The organism is Flavobacterium sp. SLB02 (assembly GCF_009664855.1).
In the GTDB taxonomy this organism is placed as follows: domain Bacteria; phylum Bacteroidota; class Bacteroidia; order Flavobacteriales; family Flavobacteriaceae; genus Flavobacterium.
In genome coordinates, this window is sequence record NZ_CP045928.1 from 2,492,487 (window position 1) to 2,508,924 (window position 16,438).

The 16,438-nt window shown below is 34.8% G+C and carries 17 protein-coding genes; 3 read left to right on the plus strand and 14 right to left on the minus strand.

Features of this window, described 5'->3' with window-relative positions:
• Positions 1–4: 4 nt before the first annotated feature.
• Positions 5–3,088, minus strand: a complete 3,084-nt coding sequence (locus GIY83_RS09405) for a SusC/RagA family TonB-linked outer membrane protein (protein WP_208686560.1) — start codon at positions 3,086–3,088, stop codon at positions 5–7.
• A 463-nt stretch (positions 3,089–3,551) separates the two neighbouring features.
• Here GIY83_RS09405 and GIY83_RS09410 point away from each other — a divergent pair, with 463 nt between their 5' ends.
• Complete coding sequence (locus GIY83_RS09410; protein ID WP_208686562.1) at positions 3,552–3,764, plus strand: hypothetical protein; 213 nt, start codon at positions 3,552–3,554, stop codon at positions 3,762–3,764.
• Between the two features lie 120 nt (positions 3,765–3,884).
• On the opposite strand, the gene GIY83_RS09415 is transcribed toward GIY83_RS09410, so the two are convergent.
• Positions 3,885–4,259 (minus strand): nuclear transport factor 2 family protein, encoded by a 375-nt coding sequence (locus tag GIY83_RS09415; protein ID WP_208686564.1) that lies wholly within the window; start codon positions 4,257–4,259, stop codon positions 3,885–3,887.
• Between the two features lie 244 nt (positions 4,260–4,503).
• Here GIY83_RS09415 and GIY83_RS09420 point away from each other — a divergent pair, with 244 nt between their 5' ends.
• On the plus strand, positions 4,504–4,728 hold the full coding sequence (locus GIY83_RS09420; protein WP_208686566.1) for a hypothetical protein: 225 nt from the start codon (positions 4,504–4,506) through the stop codon (positions 4,726–4,728).
• 27 nt (positions 4,729–4,755) lie between these two features.
• Here GIY83_RS09420 and GIY83_RS09425 read toward each other — a convergent pair whose 3' ends face one another.
• The 5 genes from GIY83_RS09425 to GIY83_RS09445 form a co-directional block, all read right to left on the minus strand.
• The gene (locus GIY83_RS09425; protein ID WP_194614808.1) at positions 4,756–5,487 is read right to left on the minus strand and encodes a hypothetical protein; all 732 of its coding nucleotides are present in this window, start codon (positions 5,485–5,487) and stop codon (positions 4,756–4,758) included.
• Between the two features lie 168 nt (positions 5,488–5,655).
• Positions 5,656–6,006 (minus strand): nuclear transport factor 2 family protein, encoded by a 351-nt coding sequence (locus tag GIY83_RS09430; protein ID WP_208686568.1) that lies wholly within the window; start codon positions 6,004–6,006, stop codon positions 5,656–5,658.
• Positions 6,007–6,130: 124 nt separating this feature from the next.
• Positions 6,131–6,322, minus strand: a complete 192-nt coding sequence (locus GIY83_RS09435) for a cold-shock protein (RefSeq protein ID WP_194614810.1) — start codon at positions 6,320–6,322, stop codon at positions 6,131–6,133.
• Positions 6,323–6,563: 241 nt separating this feature from the next.
• A complete protein-coding gene (locus GIY83_RS09440) occupies positions 6,564–7,760 on the minus strand; it encodes a PQQ-binding-like beta-propeller repeat protein (protein ID WP_208686570.1) in 1,197 nt (398 codons plus the stop codon).
• Between the two features lie 202 nt (positions 7,761–7,962).
• The gene (locus GIY83_RS09445) at positions 7,963–8,919 is read right to left on the minus strand and encodes a YheT family hydrolase (protein WP_208686572.1); all 957 of its coding nucleotides are present in this window, start codon (positions 8,917–8,919) and stop codon (positions 7,963–7,965) included.
• A gap of 212 nt (positions 8,920–9,131) precedes the next feature.
• Here GIY83_RS09445 and GIY83_RS09450 point away from each other — a divergent pair, with 212 nt between their 5' ends.
• A complete protein-coding gene (locus GIY83_RS09450) occupies positions 9,132–9,596 on the plus strand; it encodes a hypothetical protein (RefSeq protein WP_208686574.1) in 465 nt (154 codons plus the stop codon).
• A 31-nt stretch (positions 9,597–9,627) separates the two neighbouring features.
• On the opposite strand, the gene GIY83_RS09455 is transcribed toward GIY83_RS09450, so the two are convergent.
• The 7 genes from GIY83_RS09455 to GIY83_RS09485 form a co-directional block, all read right to left on the minus strand.
• Complete coding sequence (locus tag GIY83_RS09455) at positions 9,628–9,909, minus strand: hypothetical protein (RefSeq protein WP_194614814.1); 282 nt, start codon at positions 9,907–9,909, stop codon at positions 9,628–9,630.
• A 65-nt stretch (positions 9,910–9,974) separates the two neighbouring features.
• The gene (locus GIY83_RS09460) at positions 9,975–10,976 is read right to left on the minus strand and encodes a TIGR03571 family LLM class oxidoreductase (protein WP_208686576.1); all 1,002 of its coding nucleotides are present in this window, start codon (positions 10,974–10,976) and stop codon (positions 9,975–9,977) included.
• A 2-nt stretch (positions 10,977–10,978) separates the two neighbouring features.
• Positions 10,979–11,758 (minus strand): hypothetical protein, encoded by a 780-nt coding sequence (locus tag GIY83_RS09465; RefSeq protein WP_194614816.1) that lies wholly within the window; start codon positions 11,756–11,758, stop codon positions 10,979–10,981.
• Positions 11,759–11,760: 2 nt separating this feature from the next.
• Positions 11,761–12,993, minus strand: coding sequence for an MFS transporter (locus tag GIY83_RS09470; RefSeq protein WP_194614817.1), 1,233 nt, complete (start codon positions 12,991–12,993; stop codon positions 11,761–11,763).
• 137 nt (positions 12,994–13,130) lie between these two features.
• Positions 13,131–14,234, minus strand: coding sequence for an L-dopachrome tautomerase-related protein (locus GIY83_RS09475; protein ID WP_194614818.1), 1,104 nt, complete (start codon positions 14,232–14,234; stop codon positions 13,131–13,133).
• 99 nt (positions 14,235–14,333) lie between these two features.
• Complete coding sequence (locus GIY83_RS09480) at positions 14,334–14,906, minus strand: Crp/Fnr family transcriptional regulator (RefSeq protein ID WP_194614819.1); 573 nt, start codon at positions 14,904–14,906, stop codon at positions 14,334–14,336.
• A gap of 118 nt (positions 14,907–15,024) precedes the next feature.
• Complete coding sequence (locus tag GIY83_RS09485) at positions 15,025–16,437, minus strand: efflux transporter outer membrane subunit (RefSeq protein ID WP_208686578.1); 1,413 nt, start codon at positions 16,435–16,437, stop codon at positions 15,025–15,027.
• Position 16,438 lies beyond the last annotated feature (1 nt).

Here is a 16,438-nt window from a genome sequence, read left to right on the forward strand (position 1 = left end):
GGTATTAAAATTTTAAGTTTAAGTTGATACCATAACTTTTTACGGTTGGAGTTTGAAGCGGCGAATCACTCTCATTTAAAAACTGATCTAAATCGATGTTTTTGTGCTTAGAAAAATAAAGTAAATCTCTACCAACTAATGAGATAGAAGCATTTTCTATAAACGATTGTTTTATAAAAGAAGCTGGCAAAGTATACGTTAAGCTTATTTCTCGCAGCTTAAAAAACGTTTTATCGATAATATTGGCTGCATAATTACCATGATAGGATTTGGCATAATCCTGATAATACATTTTGGTTGTATTTTGAGCAAAAGTTCTGGTATCGCTAATCGTATTTCCCTGTCCGTCGGTAATCAATTGTCCACCCGTTATTACCACTCCGTCTGTTACGTATGATTTTACACCAATAACATCATTGGCACGTTCGGGAGTATTACTATCTGCATGTCGGCCACTCTGCCACATTTTTTGGTTGACATAGTTTTCAATTTTTCCTCCGTATCGTCCATCAAAAGTAAAATTCAGTGCTATATTTTTATAGCTCACATTGTTGGTAATACCCATTGACCAGTCTGGAGCTTTATATCCTACTTTTGTCTGATACGGATTGACAAGTGGTTTTCCGTCATTTCCAACAATCAGTTTACCATCATTCGTTCTCATGAAATCATTAATATAAAAAGCATCTACACGCTCTCCTATTTTAATTCTTCCGTTGTTTTCTATTCCTTTATACACTTCTTTTAAGTACTCTTTGTAAGTTGACCAGTTAACAGTAAAATCCCAATTGAAAGAATTGCTTTTTAGAGGTTTTACAAATAATGAAACTTCGATACCTTTTGTTTTTGTTGTAATTCCGTTTTGTTTACTTCCCTGATATCCTGAAGTTTCTGAATACTTTAAATCAAAAATCTGTGGTCCGTTTGTATTTTCATAATACGTCACATCAAAACCAAATCTGTTTTTAAGCATTCTGGTTTCCATACCAAATTCAATCGAAGAGTTAAATGCAGGCTCTAAATCTTTATTCGATAAAATTTCAGAAACATAAGCTGCATTATATGTTTTTCCTCCTACTGTAAAAGGATCTCTAAGCTTGTAAGTATCTAAGTTGCTGTAGATATCCAATGATCCTCCCACTTTTGCATACGAGGTTCTTACTTTTAAGAAATCTACTAACGGAATTTTTACTACTTCGCTCAAAACTGCACTTAAACCAACTGACGGATAGAAAAAAGTATTGTTTTGCTCGGGAAGTCTTGAATCTGTATCAAATCTTCCTGTTGCACCCAGGAATAAAAAGGATTTATAAGACAAATCCATAGATCCGTACCAGCTGTACGTTTGAAAATGGCTGTTGAAATTTGTAGGCTGAACCGGAGTTTGAGAGTTGCTTAAAGTGTATAGTCCCGGTATGATCAAATAATTTGTAGAGGCAAAAGAATTACGGGCTTTATCAATATTGATATTAGCTCCAAGAGTTGCCTTTACCTCAAAATTGCTGATTGTTTTATGGTAATTTACCATTAAATCAGAATAATTTTTGAATCCGTAGTTGTATTCTTCCTTATAATCTCCCTGTCCTTTTTCTCTGTCATAAGTAGTCATCGAATATGGGAATTTTTCATTTTTAAACAAATTCGTTACCGCCATATTTGTTCTCACCATCATATCAAAATCACTGCTGAACTTGTGATTAATACTTATTTGTCCCGAATAATCATTTTTGTAATATCCTCTTAACCATTCATAAGCCATAAAATAAGGATTGTTGTAACGAGTATATTCAAAATTCTTTTGCTGTATACCTTCTTTTCCTTTTTGCCAGTAGTCTCTTAAATCTCTAATATCATAATCAGCACCACCCCAGATTAGCATATTATAGATATAACTATTTGGTCCGTATTGCACATTTGGATTGTTTGGGGAAGTTTGAAAGCTAAAATTAGAGCTTGCATCAACCCATGTGTTATCGCTAAGATTGTATCTTCCGCTTAAATTAAAATTGTAAATATTTAATTTTGTATTCGGGTTGATTCCTTCCTGATGCGTATTCGAAAGTGAGAATCTTATATTCCCTTTTTCAAAGTTTGAAGCAAGTGCTAAGTTGTTGGTCGTAAGAAGCCCCGTTTCCATAAAATTCTTAAAATTGTCTTTTCCTCTTGCCTGCCATGGGGTTGCAATTAATTTTCCATCTGCACCCATAGGACTGTCATATTGTGTAATTAACTGTCCGTCGAATCTTGGTCCCCATTGATCGTAATCAGCATCATTGATACCGCCACCTTTACCATCAACAAAAGCATAATTTCCGTAAGAACCAGGGCCATATGCGTTTTGTGTTTTTGGCAAAGCATTGTAACCACCCTGAAACATGGTATTATGGTTAAACTCTACTACAAAATCTTTTTTATTTTGCGTACCTCTTTTTGTAGTAATCTGAATGGCTCCGTTTCCTCCCACAGATCCGTAAAGTGCTGCAGCATTGGCACCTTTCAGTACATTTATACTTTCGATATCGTCAGGGCTTATATTCCAGGTATCGGTTCCTAAAGGCACACCATCGACAACTATCAAAGGTTTTTTTCCTCTTAAATATAAGTTGGGACTGCTAAAAAATTCAGGCGACGCCGCTACAACCAATCCGGAAACTTTTCCTGATAAAGAGTTCATTACGTTTGCATCTCTTCCTTTTGTTAAGTCGCCTGGAACTTCTTGTACAGAATAACTTAACTTTTTCTTTTCTTTTTTAATACCAAGAGCCGTTACGACAACTTCATCTAAATTCTGAGAATCAGGTTTTAGAGAAATTACACCCGTTTTTTTACCTCCCGGATTAAAATTAGCTGTTACATATCCCAAGTAAGAGACAACAAGCTGCTCATTACCTTGTGGTAATTCAATTTCAAAACTTCCATTAAAATCTGTTGTAATTGCCGAAGTTGTTCCTTTAATAAGAACAGATACTCCAGGTAATGGTTCATTTAGTTCATCTACTACTTTTCCTTTAAAAGTAGCAGTCTGGGCAACAATTAATGATGACACCAACATCATTAATAGAATCATTAAAGTTTTAAAATTTTTCATTGGCTTATTAAATAGTTACTATTAGTAATTTTTTATACCACAAATGTGTAAATATATTTACTATTAGTAAACTTTTTGATTTTAAGAAATCTTTAACAGGCCTTTATTGAATCATCAAATTAATGTTACCAAAAACCACTATATTGATTTTTTTTGATTAAAATCAACCTTTATAATTTGTCCAATATGTAAAATAGTAAGAGTTCCGCGCGATGGAGATAATGAAAGATGTCTACCTTAATATTATTGAAATTGAATATGAAGTACGGATTTCAATTATTTCAGCAGTACTACTTTTTACCAATTGGCAAATATGCGGTCAGCCAAGTTTATGCGATGTAGCTATTTCAGGAGATTTAAAAACTGAAAATTAAATAACTTTTGAGCAGAAATGATATAAATATTTCCTTGTAGTGTCTTATTAAATTTGGATTACAAAACATCAAACTTAAAGACAATCAACATGATAACGACTTACTACGATAATTACCGTCAGCAAACATCTCTATTTTCAGGATCACAAATGTTTATGGAAAAACATGAACGCAACCACCTTGATCACACTTACGAATCTGTAAATGAACCTTTATTGTGCTTTAGTAAAGACTCTAATTATCCTGATGGTGAATTCTGTAGTGCGCTTGAAGAAAAAGCTCACGGAGATTTTCTATTGTAATGATGATCAAAAGTAACTTTACAAAAATTGTAAATTATAATGTGCGCCGTCAAGATGAAGCATAAACAAATAATAAATTGAAAGAATTAGCCAGGGCGACCAATTCTTTCAATTAAAAAACTACTCAGACAATTCTGTTTCGGTATGCAATACACAAATCCAGTTGTTTTTTTCTTTGATCCAGGTCGAAGTGCAGGCACATTTCATGGGAGCTTTTTGTTTATTGTCTGCTATTCCTAATTCTATCAAATAGGCTATCACTGCCGTATTTTCAGCAACCAATTGCGCTTCTATATCAGAAAAATTCAATATTTGTATTTTATCTCCCTCTCCTGATTCAAACATTTTTTTAAATTTGGCTTCATTTACAGTTTGTACACCATTTTTTCCGGCTATAATACAAGGAAAACCAGTTAGTTTTTTTACCGTTTCATAATCATGATTTTCCATTCCGTGCCAATATTTTTTTTCCAGTTCAATTATTTGCGTTTCCATAATCATTTCTTTTTAGTTAAACAGTTCTTACAAAGTTCAAATTAATATTAAAATGACTTTACACTTTTAACAAAGATTTAATTGATGGAAAAACTACTTAAATAATTGTACCTCAATTTATTGAATCTCATTTATAAAAATTTATCCAACATGATAATTTGACAACAAATAGACGCTTAAATATAAAACAAACCATCAGTATATGTCTAATTTTGAATCTCTTAACCATTCAAAAATAAGCGTCATGAAAAACTCCACCCCAAACAACAACGAGAATCTTAAAAAATGTCCTTATGAAACCCTTATTTATGGCAATAAAACCGACATGGTTTACAGAAAACAATATAAAGGCGACTGGGGACACTGGGATGACCTTTCTGATAATGCTATCCCATGCTCAAATTCATATGAAACAAACAATATGAAAAATACTGCCTCATCACAGGCAAAGTCAAAAACAGAAAACTAGAATTCTAAATAGGATTATTTGTATCTGTTAGAAATCCAGTAAACTCTTTCGGTATTTATCCATCATTGTTTTGAATAAATCCTTATTCGAAGGAGGCGAAAGAACAATTGCTTTAGAACCTGAGGATATCGATTCTTCGATATTGCCGATACTTGTACCGCCGGTTGCCATTATTGGAAAACCCGGAAAATTTACGGCAATGTCTTTCAGAATTTTATTGGTGTATTTTCCTCCCGTAACATGAAAAATATCGACTCCGGAATCTATTTTGCTTTTTAAAAATTTATAATCTGCAGAAGCAATACTGGCAATTATTGGTATCGAAATTTTTTTTCTTATCTTTTGTAGATCATTATTCTCAAATGGTATATTGACGATGATTCCCGCAGCACCCATTTCTTCGGCATATTGTGCCATTTCAAGAGATTTCTTTCCTCGTGTTGTTCCTCCTCCTACACCGCATATTACCGGTTTATTACAAAAATCGATCAGTGATTTTATAATTCTTGACGAAGGTGCAAAAGGATAAACAGCAAGAATTGCATCAGCATCATTGTTTTCAATAATCGCCATATCTGTCGAAAAAAGAAAGGATTTTAATTTTTGTTCTCCTATTAAAATACCTTCACAGTTTTTTTCGATTATTTCAGGAGTAGTAAGCGCTTTCTTTTCTCTTTTAGTTCCCCAAAAAAGCTTCTCTAAAAATGAAATTTTTCTTTTACTTCCCCATAATGAATCTGAATTTGAATTTGGCTGCATATTCGTATTTTTTGATTTTAGAAGCTAATATATTGTACTAAATTCTAAAAATTAAAGAATAGAAGATCCAAAATTCAATATTTGTAATGAAACAGGGAAAAATTGTAGTGAAACTATAAAGGGCGTTTTCAATCCCTAAGCGATTAAGACAACATCGCCAGAAAAAATTTATTTGGAACTGAGTTCAATTACAAAAGCTTTTAGCTCGGCCATTTTACCATCGCGAAATCGCCAGGTGTCGCTATAAGAATAATCGACCAATTTACCGCTCTTATCCTTAAGGCTGATTGTACCAATTGCGGTAACAAAATCATCTTCGGCGATGAGATATTCAACCTTGAATTTTGGCGGTTCCAGATATTCTATTGCCATATATGCCCTAACCGCCTGTTTTCCCTCCAGAGTTTTATCCCCTACAAAAGTCCATTTGGTATCTTCAGTGCAAAAGGATAAAAAACCTTCATTATCACCATTGCTAACAGCTGCATTTGCTTTTTCCAGTATTGCTTTATTATTCATAACCTTTTATAATTAAACTTTTTACAAACTAGTTCAAACATTATCGTCTCAGTCTCGACGCGCTTTTTATCAAAAAAAAATACCTGCTTCACAGCAGGTACTTTAGATCATTTTTCATCATATATTAAACGACAGAGACATTTACAGCATTAGGCCCTTTTTTGCCTTCTGCTATTTCGTAACGCACTTCGTCGTTCTCACGAATATTTTCTGATAAACCTGAAACGTGAACAAAAATTTCACTTCCACCGTTTTTTGGAGTAATAAATCCAAATCCTTTTTCTTCATTGAAGAATTTTACTGTACCTTCTTGCATCTTATTAATTATTTATTGTTCATAAATGTACTACATTTTTCATCACGATGCTGAAAAAGAGTAAATTAGATTAAAAAAAAATGCATTTTTTTATTTTAGTGTCAAAATCACTGACTTAAACATACTTACGAAACCATTTGTTGTGCTTTAAATTAAGTCGCGAATGTTAGTTTTAAGGAATAGTGTATCGCCAAATGTCCCAAAAAAAAGCTGCTTTAGTATTAAGACAGCTTCTTTTTTGTTAGCGAAGTATTTTTAAATAAGCGCTATAAGCATCATCCTTAATAGAAGTTCGCAGATACACTTCGTTTTCGTCTTTTGTACTAAATTCAAATTGAATTAAAGCAGCATCTGAATAATAATACAAGAAATTATCCTCAGCAAATTCAAGATTAGAAATTGGTAAGGTTGATAGCTTTATTTCGAATGCTATTTCACCATTTGCCATATCGATTTGAAAAAGTTTTCCTTTACGGGTATATCCCCAGGCATTATCACTTTCCTCAATAATGTATTCGATGTTATCATTTTTAAAGTCCGTTTTCCAAAGTTGAGTTCCGGTTTTTGAATCTAAAGCGTATAGAGAAGAAACTTCCGGGCCTTGTCCTGCAAAATATACCTTTTTGTCTTTACTAAATATGCGCTCTTTGATATTATTTTGACCTTCTTCTAATTTAAACTGCCATAAAATATTCAGAGTATTAGGATTTAAAGCAAAAAGCACGTCTTTTTCATTGGCTACAAATACATTTTCACCATCGGTTACAGCCTTTCCGTGTATGGGTTCCTCAAAGCTTTTTTGGGAAAGAAGTTTTCCTGTATTGGCTTCAAAACTATAAAAATTGTTGCCGCTTTGGGTAAAAACTTTGTTATCAAAAAAGAGAACCGGAATGTCATTATTTGTAGCGTCCAGTTTGTAGTTCCATATTAAACTTCCGTCTTTTAAATCAAGAGCATAAATGTTGTTATTGGGATCCTGAGTAGTGATAAACAGTTTTCCATCATTAATAACCGGAATTTGATTTTTTAGTATGATTTGATCTGTGATATTACCCAATCTTGATTTCCAGAAAATTTCACCTGTTTTACTATTAATCGCGAAAATCTCACCGTTAATAAACGGAACATATATGACACCATCTTTTAGCGTTACCTGATTGGCGCACATTTCTGTATGATTATCTGTTGCTTTAACCGTCCAGTTGAATCCTTCAGATTCTAAATTAAATGACATAAGCGAACCGTCGTAATCATAAATCAGGATCGATTGTCCGTCTAGCGCAACTTTTTTAAGCGGGTTTATCACTTTATTAGTAACCATATCATTAATGGTTAAAGCTTTATTAGAATAATTAGTTTTACCTGATACAGCTGGTGTTTGCCCAAACATATTTACAACATTCAATACAAATAAAAGAATTCCTAGGTTTTTTTTCATTTTAAAATGGGGTTTGATCATTCTGTTTCTTTTTTATTATATGAAATTACTGTTTGAAAGTAGATGCTTTACAATAAAAAAGACGCACTAAATATCGATTAAAACATTAAAATTTAACACATTAAATTCAATATAAAAATCAATATCGATGTCAAATATAGTAAAAAATTATTATGGAGTTTTAGACGCTCTCTGCAGGCTATTAGTAGGATTTAAAAAAACCATAAGCTCTTTTCTCTGCGTATGAATACATCGAATCACGCAACGGAAAAGCACAGTGGCCTCCGTACTTTGGAGTTTCAAGATAAACATAGGCACTTTCCTGCGCTATAGCTCTGGGGTAACATCTTTCGCCTAAAAAAGGATCATCAAGAGAATTAATAATTAAGACCGGAGTAGTAATATCTTTAAGTGAAAATTCAGGAGAAACACGCTGATAATAATCATCGCGACTGGCAAAACCATGCAGTGGTGCCGTAAAATAATGATCGACTTCATCAAAAGAAGTGATATTGTCAATTTGATCACGATTTATAAAATCAGGAAACTGCGCTGCTTTGTATTTTAGTTTTCTTTTAATATCAATTGTAAAATTCTTTAAATAAACCCTGTTAAAACCTTGTTTGAGTACAGCTGCACTTGTTGCGATATGAGTGGGTACTGAAATACAAACTCCTGCCTTTATACGCTCATCGATTTTTGTCCATCCAAAATAATTCAGGAGCTGCACCCCTCCCATCGAATATCCTATTAAATAAACCTCTTCGAATCCTTTTTGTAAAACAAACTGCACTACTTCATCAAGATCATCTACTGCACCATGATGATAAAGTCTGGGCAAACGATTCATTTCTCCCCCGCAAGTTCGATTGTTCCATGCAAAAACCGAAAAATCCTTTTCCTGAAAATAAACCGCACAGCTGTTATTGTACGTTCTGCGGGAATCACCTTCAAGGCCATGGCATAAAATAACTGCTTTTTTAGGATCATTGATAATGAAATCAATATTGATAAAATCTCCGTCATTTAACTCAATTTTCTCTCTTGTGTATCCCGGAGCATCAAACTTTTTAAACAAAGCTGCATAAATAGTAGAAACGTGCCTGTTGCGATGAATAATAGAAGGAAAATTATATTCTGATTGTTCAATTACTGGCATGATAGGATTTGTTTTTGGTGCGTTGTACAAAGCTAAGAAATCAATCGACAACTCGTTTAAAACCGTCTCTTTTATTTTATTTAAAAAAACTGATTTATAGTTCCTTATAATGCAATTTATTGATCCGGATATTACAAAATACAAATGCTATTATGTAACAAAACATCTCAAATAAGCATTAAATTTGAGATGTTTTACTAAAAATATTATTTATGAAAAATTTTTCAATGCTTTTACTGTCAGCTTTCCTTTTTTCATGCCAACAGAAAGAAAATAAGAGTGCTCCTGTTCCCACTTCAGATTCAATTATTACAAAGAAAGAAGTAACAGAGAACAAACAAGTGGGCGATACTATCTACATGGATTTTAAAAATGAAAAAGGCCTTTTTATTGCCGAAGGTGTTATAGATTCTATTCATCCAAGAGTTTACGTTAAATTTAAAAATGAAGATTCAGGCAATTTAACAGCCAATATTATTCCTACTACCGGCAAAGGCAATATCCGTTTCAACCAGATTATCTCTCCTGACAACGCCTCAGACGGCCCGTTTGGAATGGATTTGAATATTGCTCTCCAACAAAAAGGTAATTATATCATCGTAATCGGACATTCGCAAATGGCTGACAGTCCTTATTGGGGTAAATTCAAGGTCAAAATGGAAAGTAAAAAAGAGTAATTGATGGTTCATAGAATGTGTTTCTTCTAATCTATTTCTTTAATTTACACTTAAATGTCGACGTTTCTGTAATTTCACCATTTGTTTTAACATAGGTACTATCTTGTTGAAGCTTTTCAATTTCGACTGGTGTATTATTGCAAAAATCAGCTTCCAGTGAAGAGGAACCTGCTATCAGTCCATTATATTTTGTTTCTATATTTTGTGTACACTTATAGCACACAATCTCATTTTTATCATTTTCCGAGTTAGAACAAGAAAAAATGACTGATGTCAGGGATATTGCTGTAATTATTAATTTTATTTTTTTCATTGATGTATTTTTTATTTAATAATTCCGATCCCTTTATTCAAAACAGATTGTAACTACTCATTTTATTACTCATCCTGATGAATGGATTGATTTTTAAAATCTGCTGCGCTAAAATGCGGCAGGACTTCCTGAGCAATCAATTTTAAAGTTTCATCAACAGGAAGCTCTGATTTTCTTAAATGGAGCGCCATATGGTTTACGCCGGCCAATTCGTAAAGTCTCATAATCGAAGTTACCCCCTTAATCCCTACAGCACCTCCAAAACGATGTGGAGTAAATGGTGCATCAGGATCTTTTAAAAGATTCAAATGAAATGCCGATATGTAAGGTTTCGAAGCCTGATTGTTGTCATAAAGTGCATTTTTCCATTCTCTCACTAAAATTTCCGTGTCTTTTACATCCCTTGGATAATTGAACCAACCCTGCATATTTTGCGCAATCCACCCCATACTTTGTTTTGCTCTTCCTGCTAAAATCCACGGAATTTCTTTTTTAGGTTTTGGATAAATTTCGATTCCGTTAGAAGCCTTTCCGAAAAAGTGATACAGAGAACTCTTCTCTTTCCAGGCTTCTTTGATTATTTCATGGTTCAATACAAACCGCTCTGCCCTGCTTTCAAAATCAAATCCAAACAGAGGAAATTCTACAGGACGATCTCCTAAACCAACGCCAAAAAGATAACGGCTGTCTGATAAATTTTCGATCGTAGCAATTGCTTTGGCCAACTGCAGCGGATCATGCAATGGCAGTACAACAGCAGCGGTACCAATAGCTACAGATTTGGTAATGGCGGCCACGTAACCCAAATACGATAAGGTATCAAAAACCTGCGCTCCATCGCCAAAGTTTGGGTCATACACAGGAACTTCCCTCATCCATAAAGCAGCAAACCCAAGTTGATCGACTAACTTGACAAGTTCTGCATGCCTGCTGATATCCGGAATACCAAAAGGACGGCCCTGTTTTTTTCTTTTTTTCTCTCCTTCAAGAGACCAGTCGTTGTCTAACGGAAATTCTATTCCGAGAGTCATACGGCCGGGTATATGAATTTTACAAATTGTTTTCATTTTTAAAATAAATTAGCGGTTAATACTACTCCTCCAGTGTTTTTAAGTGTATTCCAGGTTGGAGAAGCCATAATGGGCAGTGTATAATTACCAAATTTAAAGACTTTAGAGGCATTAAAACCTACTGAAGCAATTCCGGGTTTATCACTAAAAAAGGTGTCTTTTTCGCCATTAAGAGCAAATACTCCTCCTATAAAAAATTCAAGTTTAACATCTTTAACCTGATACGGATACGAAAGCTGAACATAGGTCGAATAACGATTCTTTCCGTTTCTGACCGGATCTTTACCTTCTTCGCGAACATCACCCGGCAATACATCACGATCACGCCCAAAAACAATGGTACTCCAGGAAATGTCCAGTGGGAATTTTTCTGAAACTTTATATCCCACGGTCGCATCTAGAAAATGTCGGGTTGTAGCGGCATTATAATCAAACAAATCGGTTTTTGGTGCCAGATAGGTCGAATAGTTGTAAATATCGTAAACAACAAAACGCAGGTTTTTGTATTTGTAAGATGCAAAATAATCAAACTGTTTGTACGTTCCGTTGAAGGAATTACTGCCTCTGGCACCAAATTTAAAATTCCCGTCCTTGCTGGTAAAATTCGCACTGGCCAATACAAAAGGCACATCTGAAATGGTCATCCCACGCCAGAAATAACTGCTTTTTAATTGTAAATGAATCTCAACCGGATTATACTCACTGGATTTATCCTGAGCCTGAATTTTTACATTACAACTGATTATCAGTAATAAAATAATACTGTAGTAGCGTAACATAATTATTTGACTTTTTTAGGATATAGATTACTGGATATTCTGGAGCTCATTAAGGTTACTACTATGGCAAGCATGACAAACAAAGCGCCTACCCATGGTGTTGCACCAAGTCCTAAACTAGATTCTACTACTAATCCTCCTGCATAGGCACCTATCGCGATTCCGACATTGAAAGCAGCAATATTAAAAGCTGAAGCCACATCTTCTGTTCCCGGTAAATAGCGCTCTGATAACTGAACAACATACAATTGTAATCCCGGAACATTAGAAAATGATAACGCCCCCATGATAAACAAAGTAATAATTCCAAAAACAGAATCACTTGAAGTAAAACTGAAAACCAATAAAGCAATCGCCTGTAAAACAAACATCCACAATAGGGCTTTTAAAGGATTTTTATTGGCTGCTTTTCCTCCAATAAGATTTCCAAAAGCAATCGCAATTCCGTACAACACAAGCACGATATTCACCATTGATTCAGACAATCCCATGATTTTTTGAAGAATGGGAGACAAATAGGTAAACGCCACAAAAGTCCCTCCGTAACCTAAAGTAGTCATTAAAAAAGCAAGAAGTAACCGACCGTTTGTCACTACTTTAAATTGATCTTTAATGGCGATTTTCTGATCGTTTTTGATTTCATTTGGAAGCAGAATCCAGCCTGAAATCAAACCAATTAATCCTAAAACTGCAACTCCTATAAAAGTAGCACGCCATCCAAATTCCTGTCCGATAAAAGTTCCAAATGGTACTCCCGTAACAATGGCAACGGTTAACCCGGTAAACATGATCGAAATTGCCGATGCTCTTTTATTAGCTGGAACCAAAGATGCCGCAATAGTAGAACCTATCGAGAAGAAAACTCCGTGTGCTAATCCTGTAATAATTCTTGCCAGAACCAAAGTCGTAAAACCAGGAGCTATTGAGGCAAGGCCATTTCCTAAAATAAACACAATCATAAGCCAGATTAACAGTTTCTTACGCGGAATACTTCCTGTTAGGGCGGTCAATACAGGTGCACCAATTGCTACACCAATGGCATATAAGCTTACCAGTAATCCGGCTGAAGGAATACTAATATTTAAATCTGTGGCAACGGTTGGCAGTAAACCCACAATCACAAATTCGGTAGTACCAATTCCGAATGCGCTGATAGTTAATGCCCATAGCGCTGCAGGCAATCCTTTTCGCGTACTGGCAGTTTTACCAGTAACAGCAGTTTGATTTGTTTTCATATTGTTTTAAAAAAAATGTGATAAATGAATGGCAGTCTTTCATAGAATGCCTTTTTATGATGAAGAAATATTCTAAATTTTAAGATGAAGAAAATAAGAGAATGTCCCGTAGGACATCCTCCTATCCAACAACCAATTTAATCAACTTTAATACGAACCACATAATAAGGCGGTTTACTCGTGTCAATGTTATTGTTTAGCCAGGCTAAATTATGAAGCTGATTGGCAACTACATATAAATAGCCGTCTTTAGAAATTGAAACACCATCCGGCCATGATAACAAGCGGTCATCCTGTGCTAAAATTGTATATCCCTGCGGAGTAGCAACACCTACTGCATTTTGCTCTACATCGGTTACATATATTTTTCCGTTATTGCCCACTTTAAACCCATCAGACTTTGGTTTATTGGCATAAAACTCAATTTGTTTCGAAAGCTCAATATTACTCAGTTTGTCATTAGCCAATGATTCTGATTTAATACGGTAGATTTTTGTTCCTCCCATCGCCCCGAAATAAATCCATTCTCTCTGCGGATCAATAGATATTGGGTTTAATGGATAACTTGGCTGTAAAACACCTCCATTAGGGAACAAATGACTTACAGGGCGATTGTTGATGACAACCGGTTCGTTTATTGGCATAAAACTAGCATCTGACTCTAACACTCTGCGGCTATATCCTGTTTTTAAATCCACTACAATAAAAGCCGGTTTTATAGGCGGTAACAATCCTGCATAAGTCATATCAGCAATAACAGCGATTTGATTTTTTTCGTCAATAATAAAATCCTGCAGAAAAGAATTGAATTGCAAAACATCCTCCGGAAAAGCAAAAAGCTTTACCATTTTCTTTGTTTTGATATTAAATCCAACCAGTTTTGGTGCTTTTTTAGATTCCGGCTTGTCATCTCCCATATCCAATACCCATAAAGTATTATCGTTTGAAACATGAATTCCAATCGTGGCATTAATACCTTTCATTGATTTACCAGTTGGTTTCACAATCCATTCTTCGTCCGGAAAAGGCACGGCAGATCCGTCAGGCAGAATTTCTTTTACCATAAATTTTGATTCTCCTAAAGCCGACATGGTGATAAAAACTCGTCCTTCGGGAGATACGGCAACATTTCCTGGTCTTGCATCCGGAAAAGTTGATACTACTTCTAATTTATTTTGTGCATAGTTTGCAGTGCCTAAAAAAGCGGTTACTGCCAGCATAAAATATTTGATCGTTTTCATAATTGTATTGTTTAAAATTAACAGTACAAAGTTCTAACGATACCAAGAGGTGTGCAAGGATGAACATCACACTTTTGAAGTGATGTAGATCACATCTTTTTATCCTTTAAAACGGCTGAGGGTTTCACGGGTCACCCCCAAATACGAAGCCAGCAGCTTTTTAGGAACTCGCTGAATCAATAAAGGGAATTTTTTAATAAGATTGTTATAACGTTCTTCAGCGGTTTGAGTCAGTAAAGACATTATTCGTTGTTGCAAAGCGATATAACCATAATGCGATTTGATTCTGAAGAAATTCGTCATTTTTGGAATTTCATTGCACAAACGTTCTCTGTGTTCTAAGCGAAGACAAAAAAACTCTGAATCTTCAATACAATCAATAAACATAGTGGCGGGAACCTGATTCTGAAAAGCATGAAAATCACTTGTCCAGTATTGTTCCATTGCAAACTGCAGGATATGTTCTTTTCCTTCGCTGTCAATCGCGTACGTTTTCAGGAATCCGCTTATGATCCAGTATTCAGAAGGAACAAGCTCATCTTTTTGTACTAAAAACTGATGCTTTCTTAATTTCTTATAGGTAAAACAATCGGCGACAATATTCCATTCCTCATCAGTCAACGGACTTATTTCTTCGATATGTTTTCTTAATAATAAATAATGATTTTCCATAAAAGCAACTTCTTTTTAGCACTACGTGACTTACTTACCTGCGAATGTAACAAAAATCTTTTATTAAAAAATAGCCAAACAAAACTCACACCTCATTAGTGTGAGTTTTGAAAAATTTTTATTGTCCTCCTCCCAGTGCTCTGTAAAACTCGATGTACGCTAAAGCCTGTTGTCTTTTTAAATCAGATAATTTTAATTCATTCTCTATCAGGTTTTGCTCTACCAGAATTACTTCTAAATAATTGGCCTGACCATTCGTAAACAAAAGATCTGCATTCGTTACAGCGGTTTGCAGCAATTCATTTTTAGATGCTTCAATGGTAATTTTCTCTTTTAGTTTTTCGGTTTTAAACATCGCATCCGAAACTTCTTTTGTGGCTTGTAAAACTGTTTTTCTAAATTCTTCCGCCTTTTGTTCGTATGTTATTTTACTCACATTAAAAGCAGTTCTTAACTTTCGCTTATTGAATATAGGTTCCGTAAGTCCGCCTGCTAAAGTGCCAAATAACGAACCCGGAATGTTTAGCCAATTTGAGGATTGAAAAGAATTAAGACCACCAACCGCCGTTATATTCAAAGCCGGATATAAACCCGCCTGAGCGACACCTATTCGCGCGGAAGCAGCTCGCAACTCAAACTCTTTCTGACGCACATCCGGACGATTCGACATCAACGAAGCGGGAACTCCGGAAGTTAACTGCTCCGGAGTTCTAAAATTGGTTTTGCTTTCTGATAATACAATTTGATCAGGCTGGTTTCCCATTAAAACATTCAAAGCATTTTCCTGAATGAAACGTTCCTGCTCTAAATCAGGAATAATTGCTTCTGTCGATTTGTACTGAACTTCGGCTTGCTGCAAGGCCAGCGCAGTCGCTTCACCATTTTCAAACTGAATCCGGATTAGTTTAACCGTATTATCGCTTAACGCTAAATTTTTACGGGCTATTGCCAATTGTTCGTCAAGCATCAATAAAGTATAATACGACGAAGCTGCCGATGCAATCAATCTGGTCTGCAAAGCTTTTCTGGCTTCAATACTTTGCAGCCATTCGTTTAACACTGCTTTTTTCTGTTTTTTTACTTTTCCCCAGATATCAATTTCCCAGCTTACACCAGCATTGAGCGTATAATCTTCTACTTTTTTTGTTCCAATGGTATTACTTAAATTAAAACCATTGCCACCATTAAGACTATTATCTGAAAAATAATTTCTCGAAGTTCCAATTCCTGCGGAAACCGATGGCAGCCAGGCTACTTTTGATTCTTTTAGATATTCCTCATTAATCTGAATAGATTTAAGTGCCATTGCCATATCATGATTACGCTGTAAAACATCGTCTATAATATTTTGCAAAACAGGATCTGTAAAAAAACTTTTCCAGGGTAACAATACACTATCGTTACTTTGTTGCAATAGATCATTTCCTCTATATTTTGCAGGCATTACTATTGATGGACGTACATAATCCTTCCCTAACTGACAGGCCGAAAACACAACCAAAATCAGTATATAATTTAGTATTCTTTTCATT

Bases quoted from the DNA above. Each gene is read 5' to 3' on its own strand.
- GIY83_RS09405 (WP_208686560.1), bottom strand. From the start codon at position 3,088: ATGAAAAATTTTAAAACTTTAATGATTCTATTAATGATGTTGGTGTCA.
- GIY83_RS09410 (WP_208686562.1), top strand. From the start codon at position 3,552: ATGATAACGACTTACTACGATAATTACCGTCAGCAAACATCTCTATTT.
- GIY83_RS09415 (WP_208686564.1), bottom strand. From the start codon at position 4,259: ATGGAAACGCAAATAATTGAACTGGAAAAAAAATATTGGCACGGAATG.
- GIY83_RS09420 (WP_208686566.1), top strand. From the start codon at position 4,504: ATGAAAAACTCCACCCCAAACAACAACGAGAATCTTAAAAAATGTCCT.
- GIY83_RS09425 (WP_194614808.1), bottom strand. From the start codon at position 5,487: ATGCAGCCAAATTCAAATTCAGATTCATTATGGGGAAGTAAAAGAAAA.
- GIY83_RS09430 (WP_208686568.1), bottom strand. From the start codon at position 6,006: ATGAATAATAAAGCAATACTGGAAAAAGCAAATGCAGCTGTTAGCAAT.
- GIY83_RS09435 (WP_194614810.1), bottom strand. From the start codon at position 6,322: ATGCAAGAAGGTACAGTAAAATTCTTCAATGAAGAAAAAGGATTTGGA.
- GIY83_RS09440 (WP_208686570.1), bottom strand. From the start codon at position 7,760: ATGAAAAAAAACCTAGGAATTCTTTTATTTGTATTGAATGTTGTAAAT.
- GIY83_RS09445 (WP_208686572.1), bottom strand. From the start codon at position 8,919: ATGCCAGTAATTGAACAATCAGAATATAATTTTCCTTCTATTATTCAT.
- GIY83_RS09450 (WP_208686574.1), top strand. From the start codon at position 9,132: ATGAAAAATTTTTCAATGCTTTTACTGTCAGCTTTCCTTTTTTCATGC.
- GIY83_RS09455 (WP_194614814.1), bottom strand. From the start codon at position 9,909: ATGAAAAAAATAAAATTAATAATTACAGCAATATCCCTGACATCAGTC.
- GIY83_RS09460 (WP_208686576.1), bottom strand. From the start codon at position 10,976: ATGAAAACAATTTGTAAAATTCATATACCCGGCCGTATGACTCTCGGA.
- GIY83_RS09465 (WP_194614816.1), bottom strand. From the start codon at position 11,758: ATGTTACGCTACTACAGTATTATTTTATTACTGATAATCAGTTGTAAT.
- GIY83_RS09470 (WP_194614817.1), bottom strand. From the start codon at position 12,993: ATGAAAACAAATCAAACTGCTGTTACTGGTAAAACTGCCAGTACGCGA.
- GIY83_RS09475 (WP_194614818.1), bottom strand. From the start codon at position 14,234: ATGAAAACGATCAAATATTTTATGCTGGCAGTAACCGCTTTTTTAGGC.
- GIY83_RS09480 (WP_194614819.1), bottom strand. From the start codon at position 14,906: ATGGAAAATCATTATTTATTATTAAGAAAACATATCGAAGAAATAAGT.
- GIY83_RS09485 (WP_208686578.1), bottom strand. From the start codon at position 16,437: ATGAAAAGAATACTAAATTATATACTGATTTTGGTTGTGTTTTCGGCC.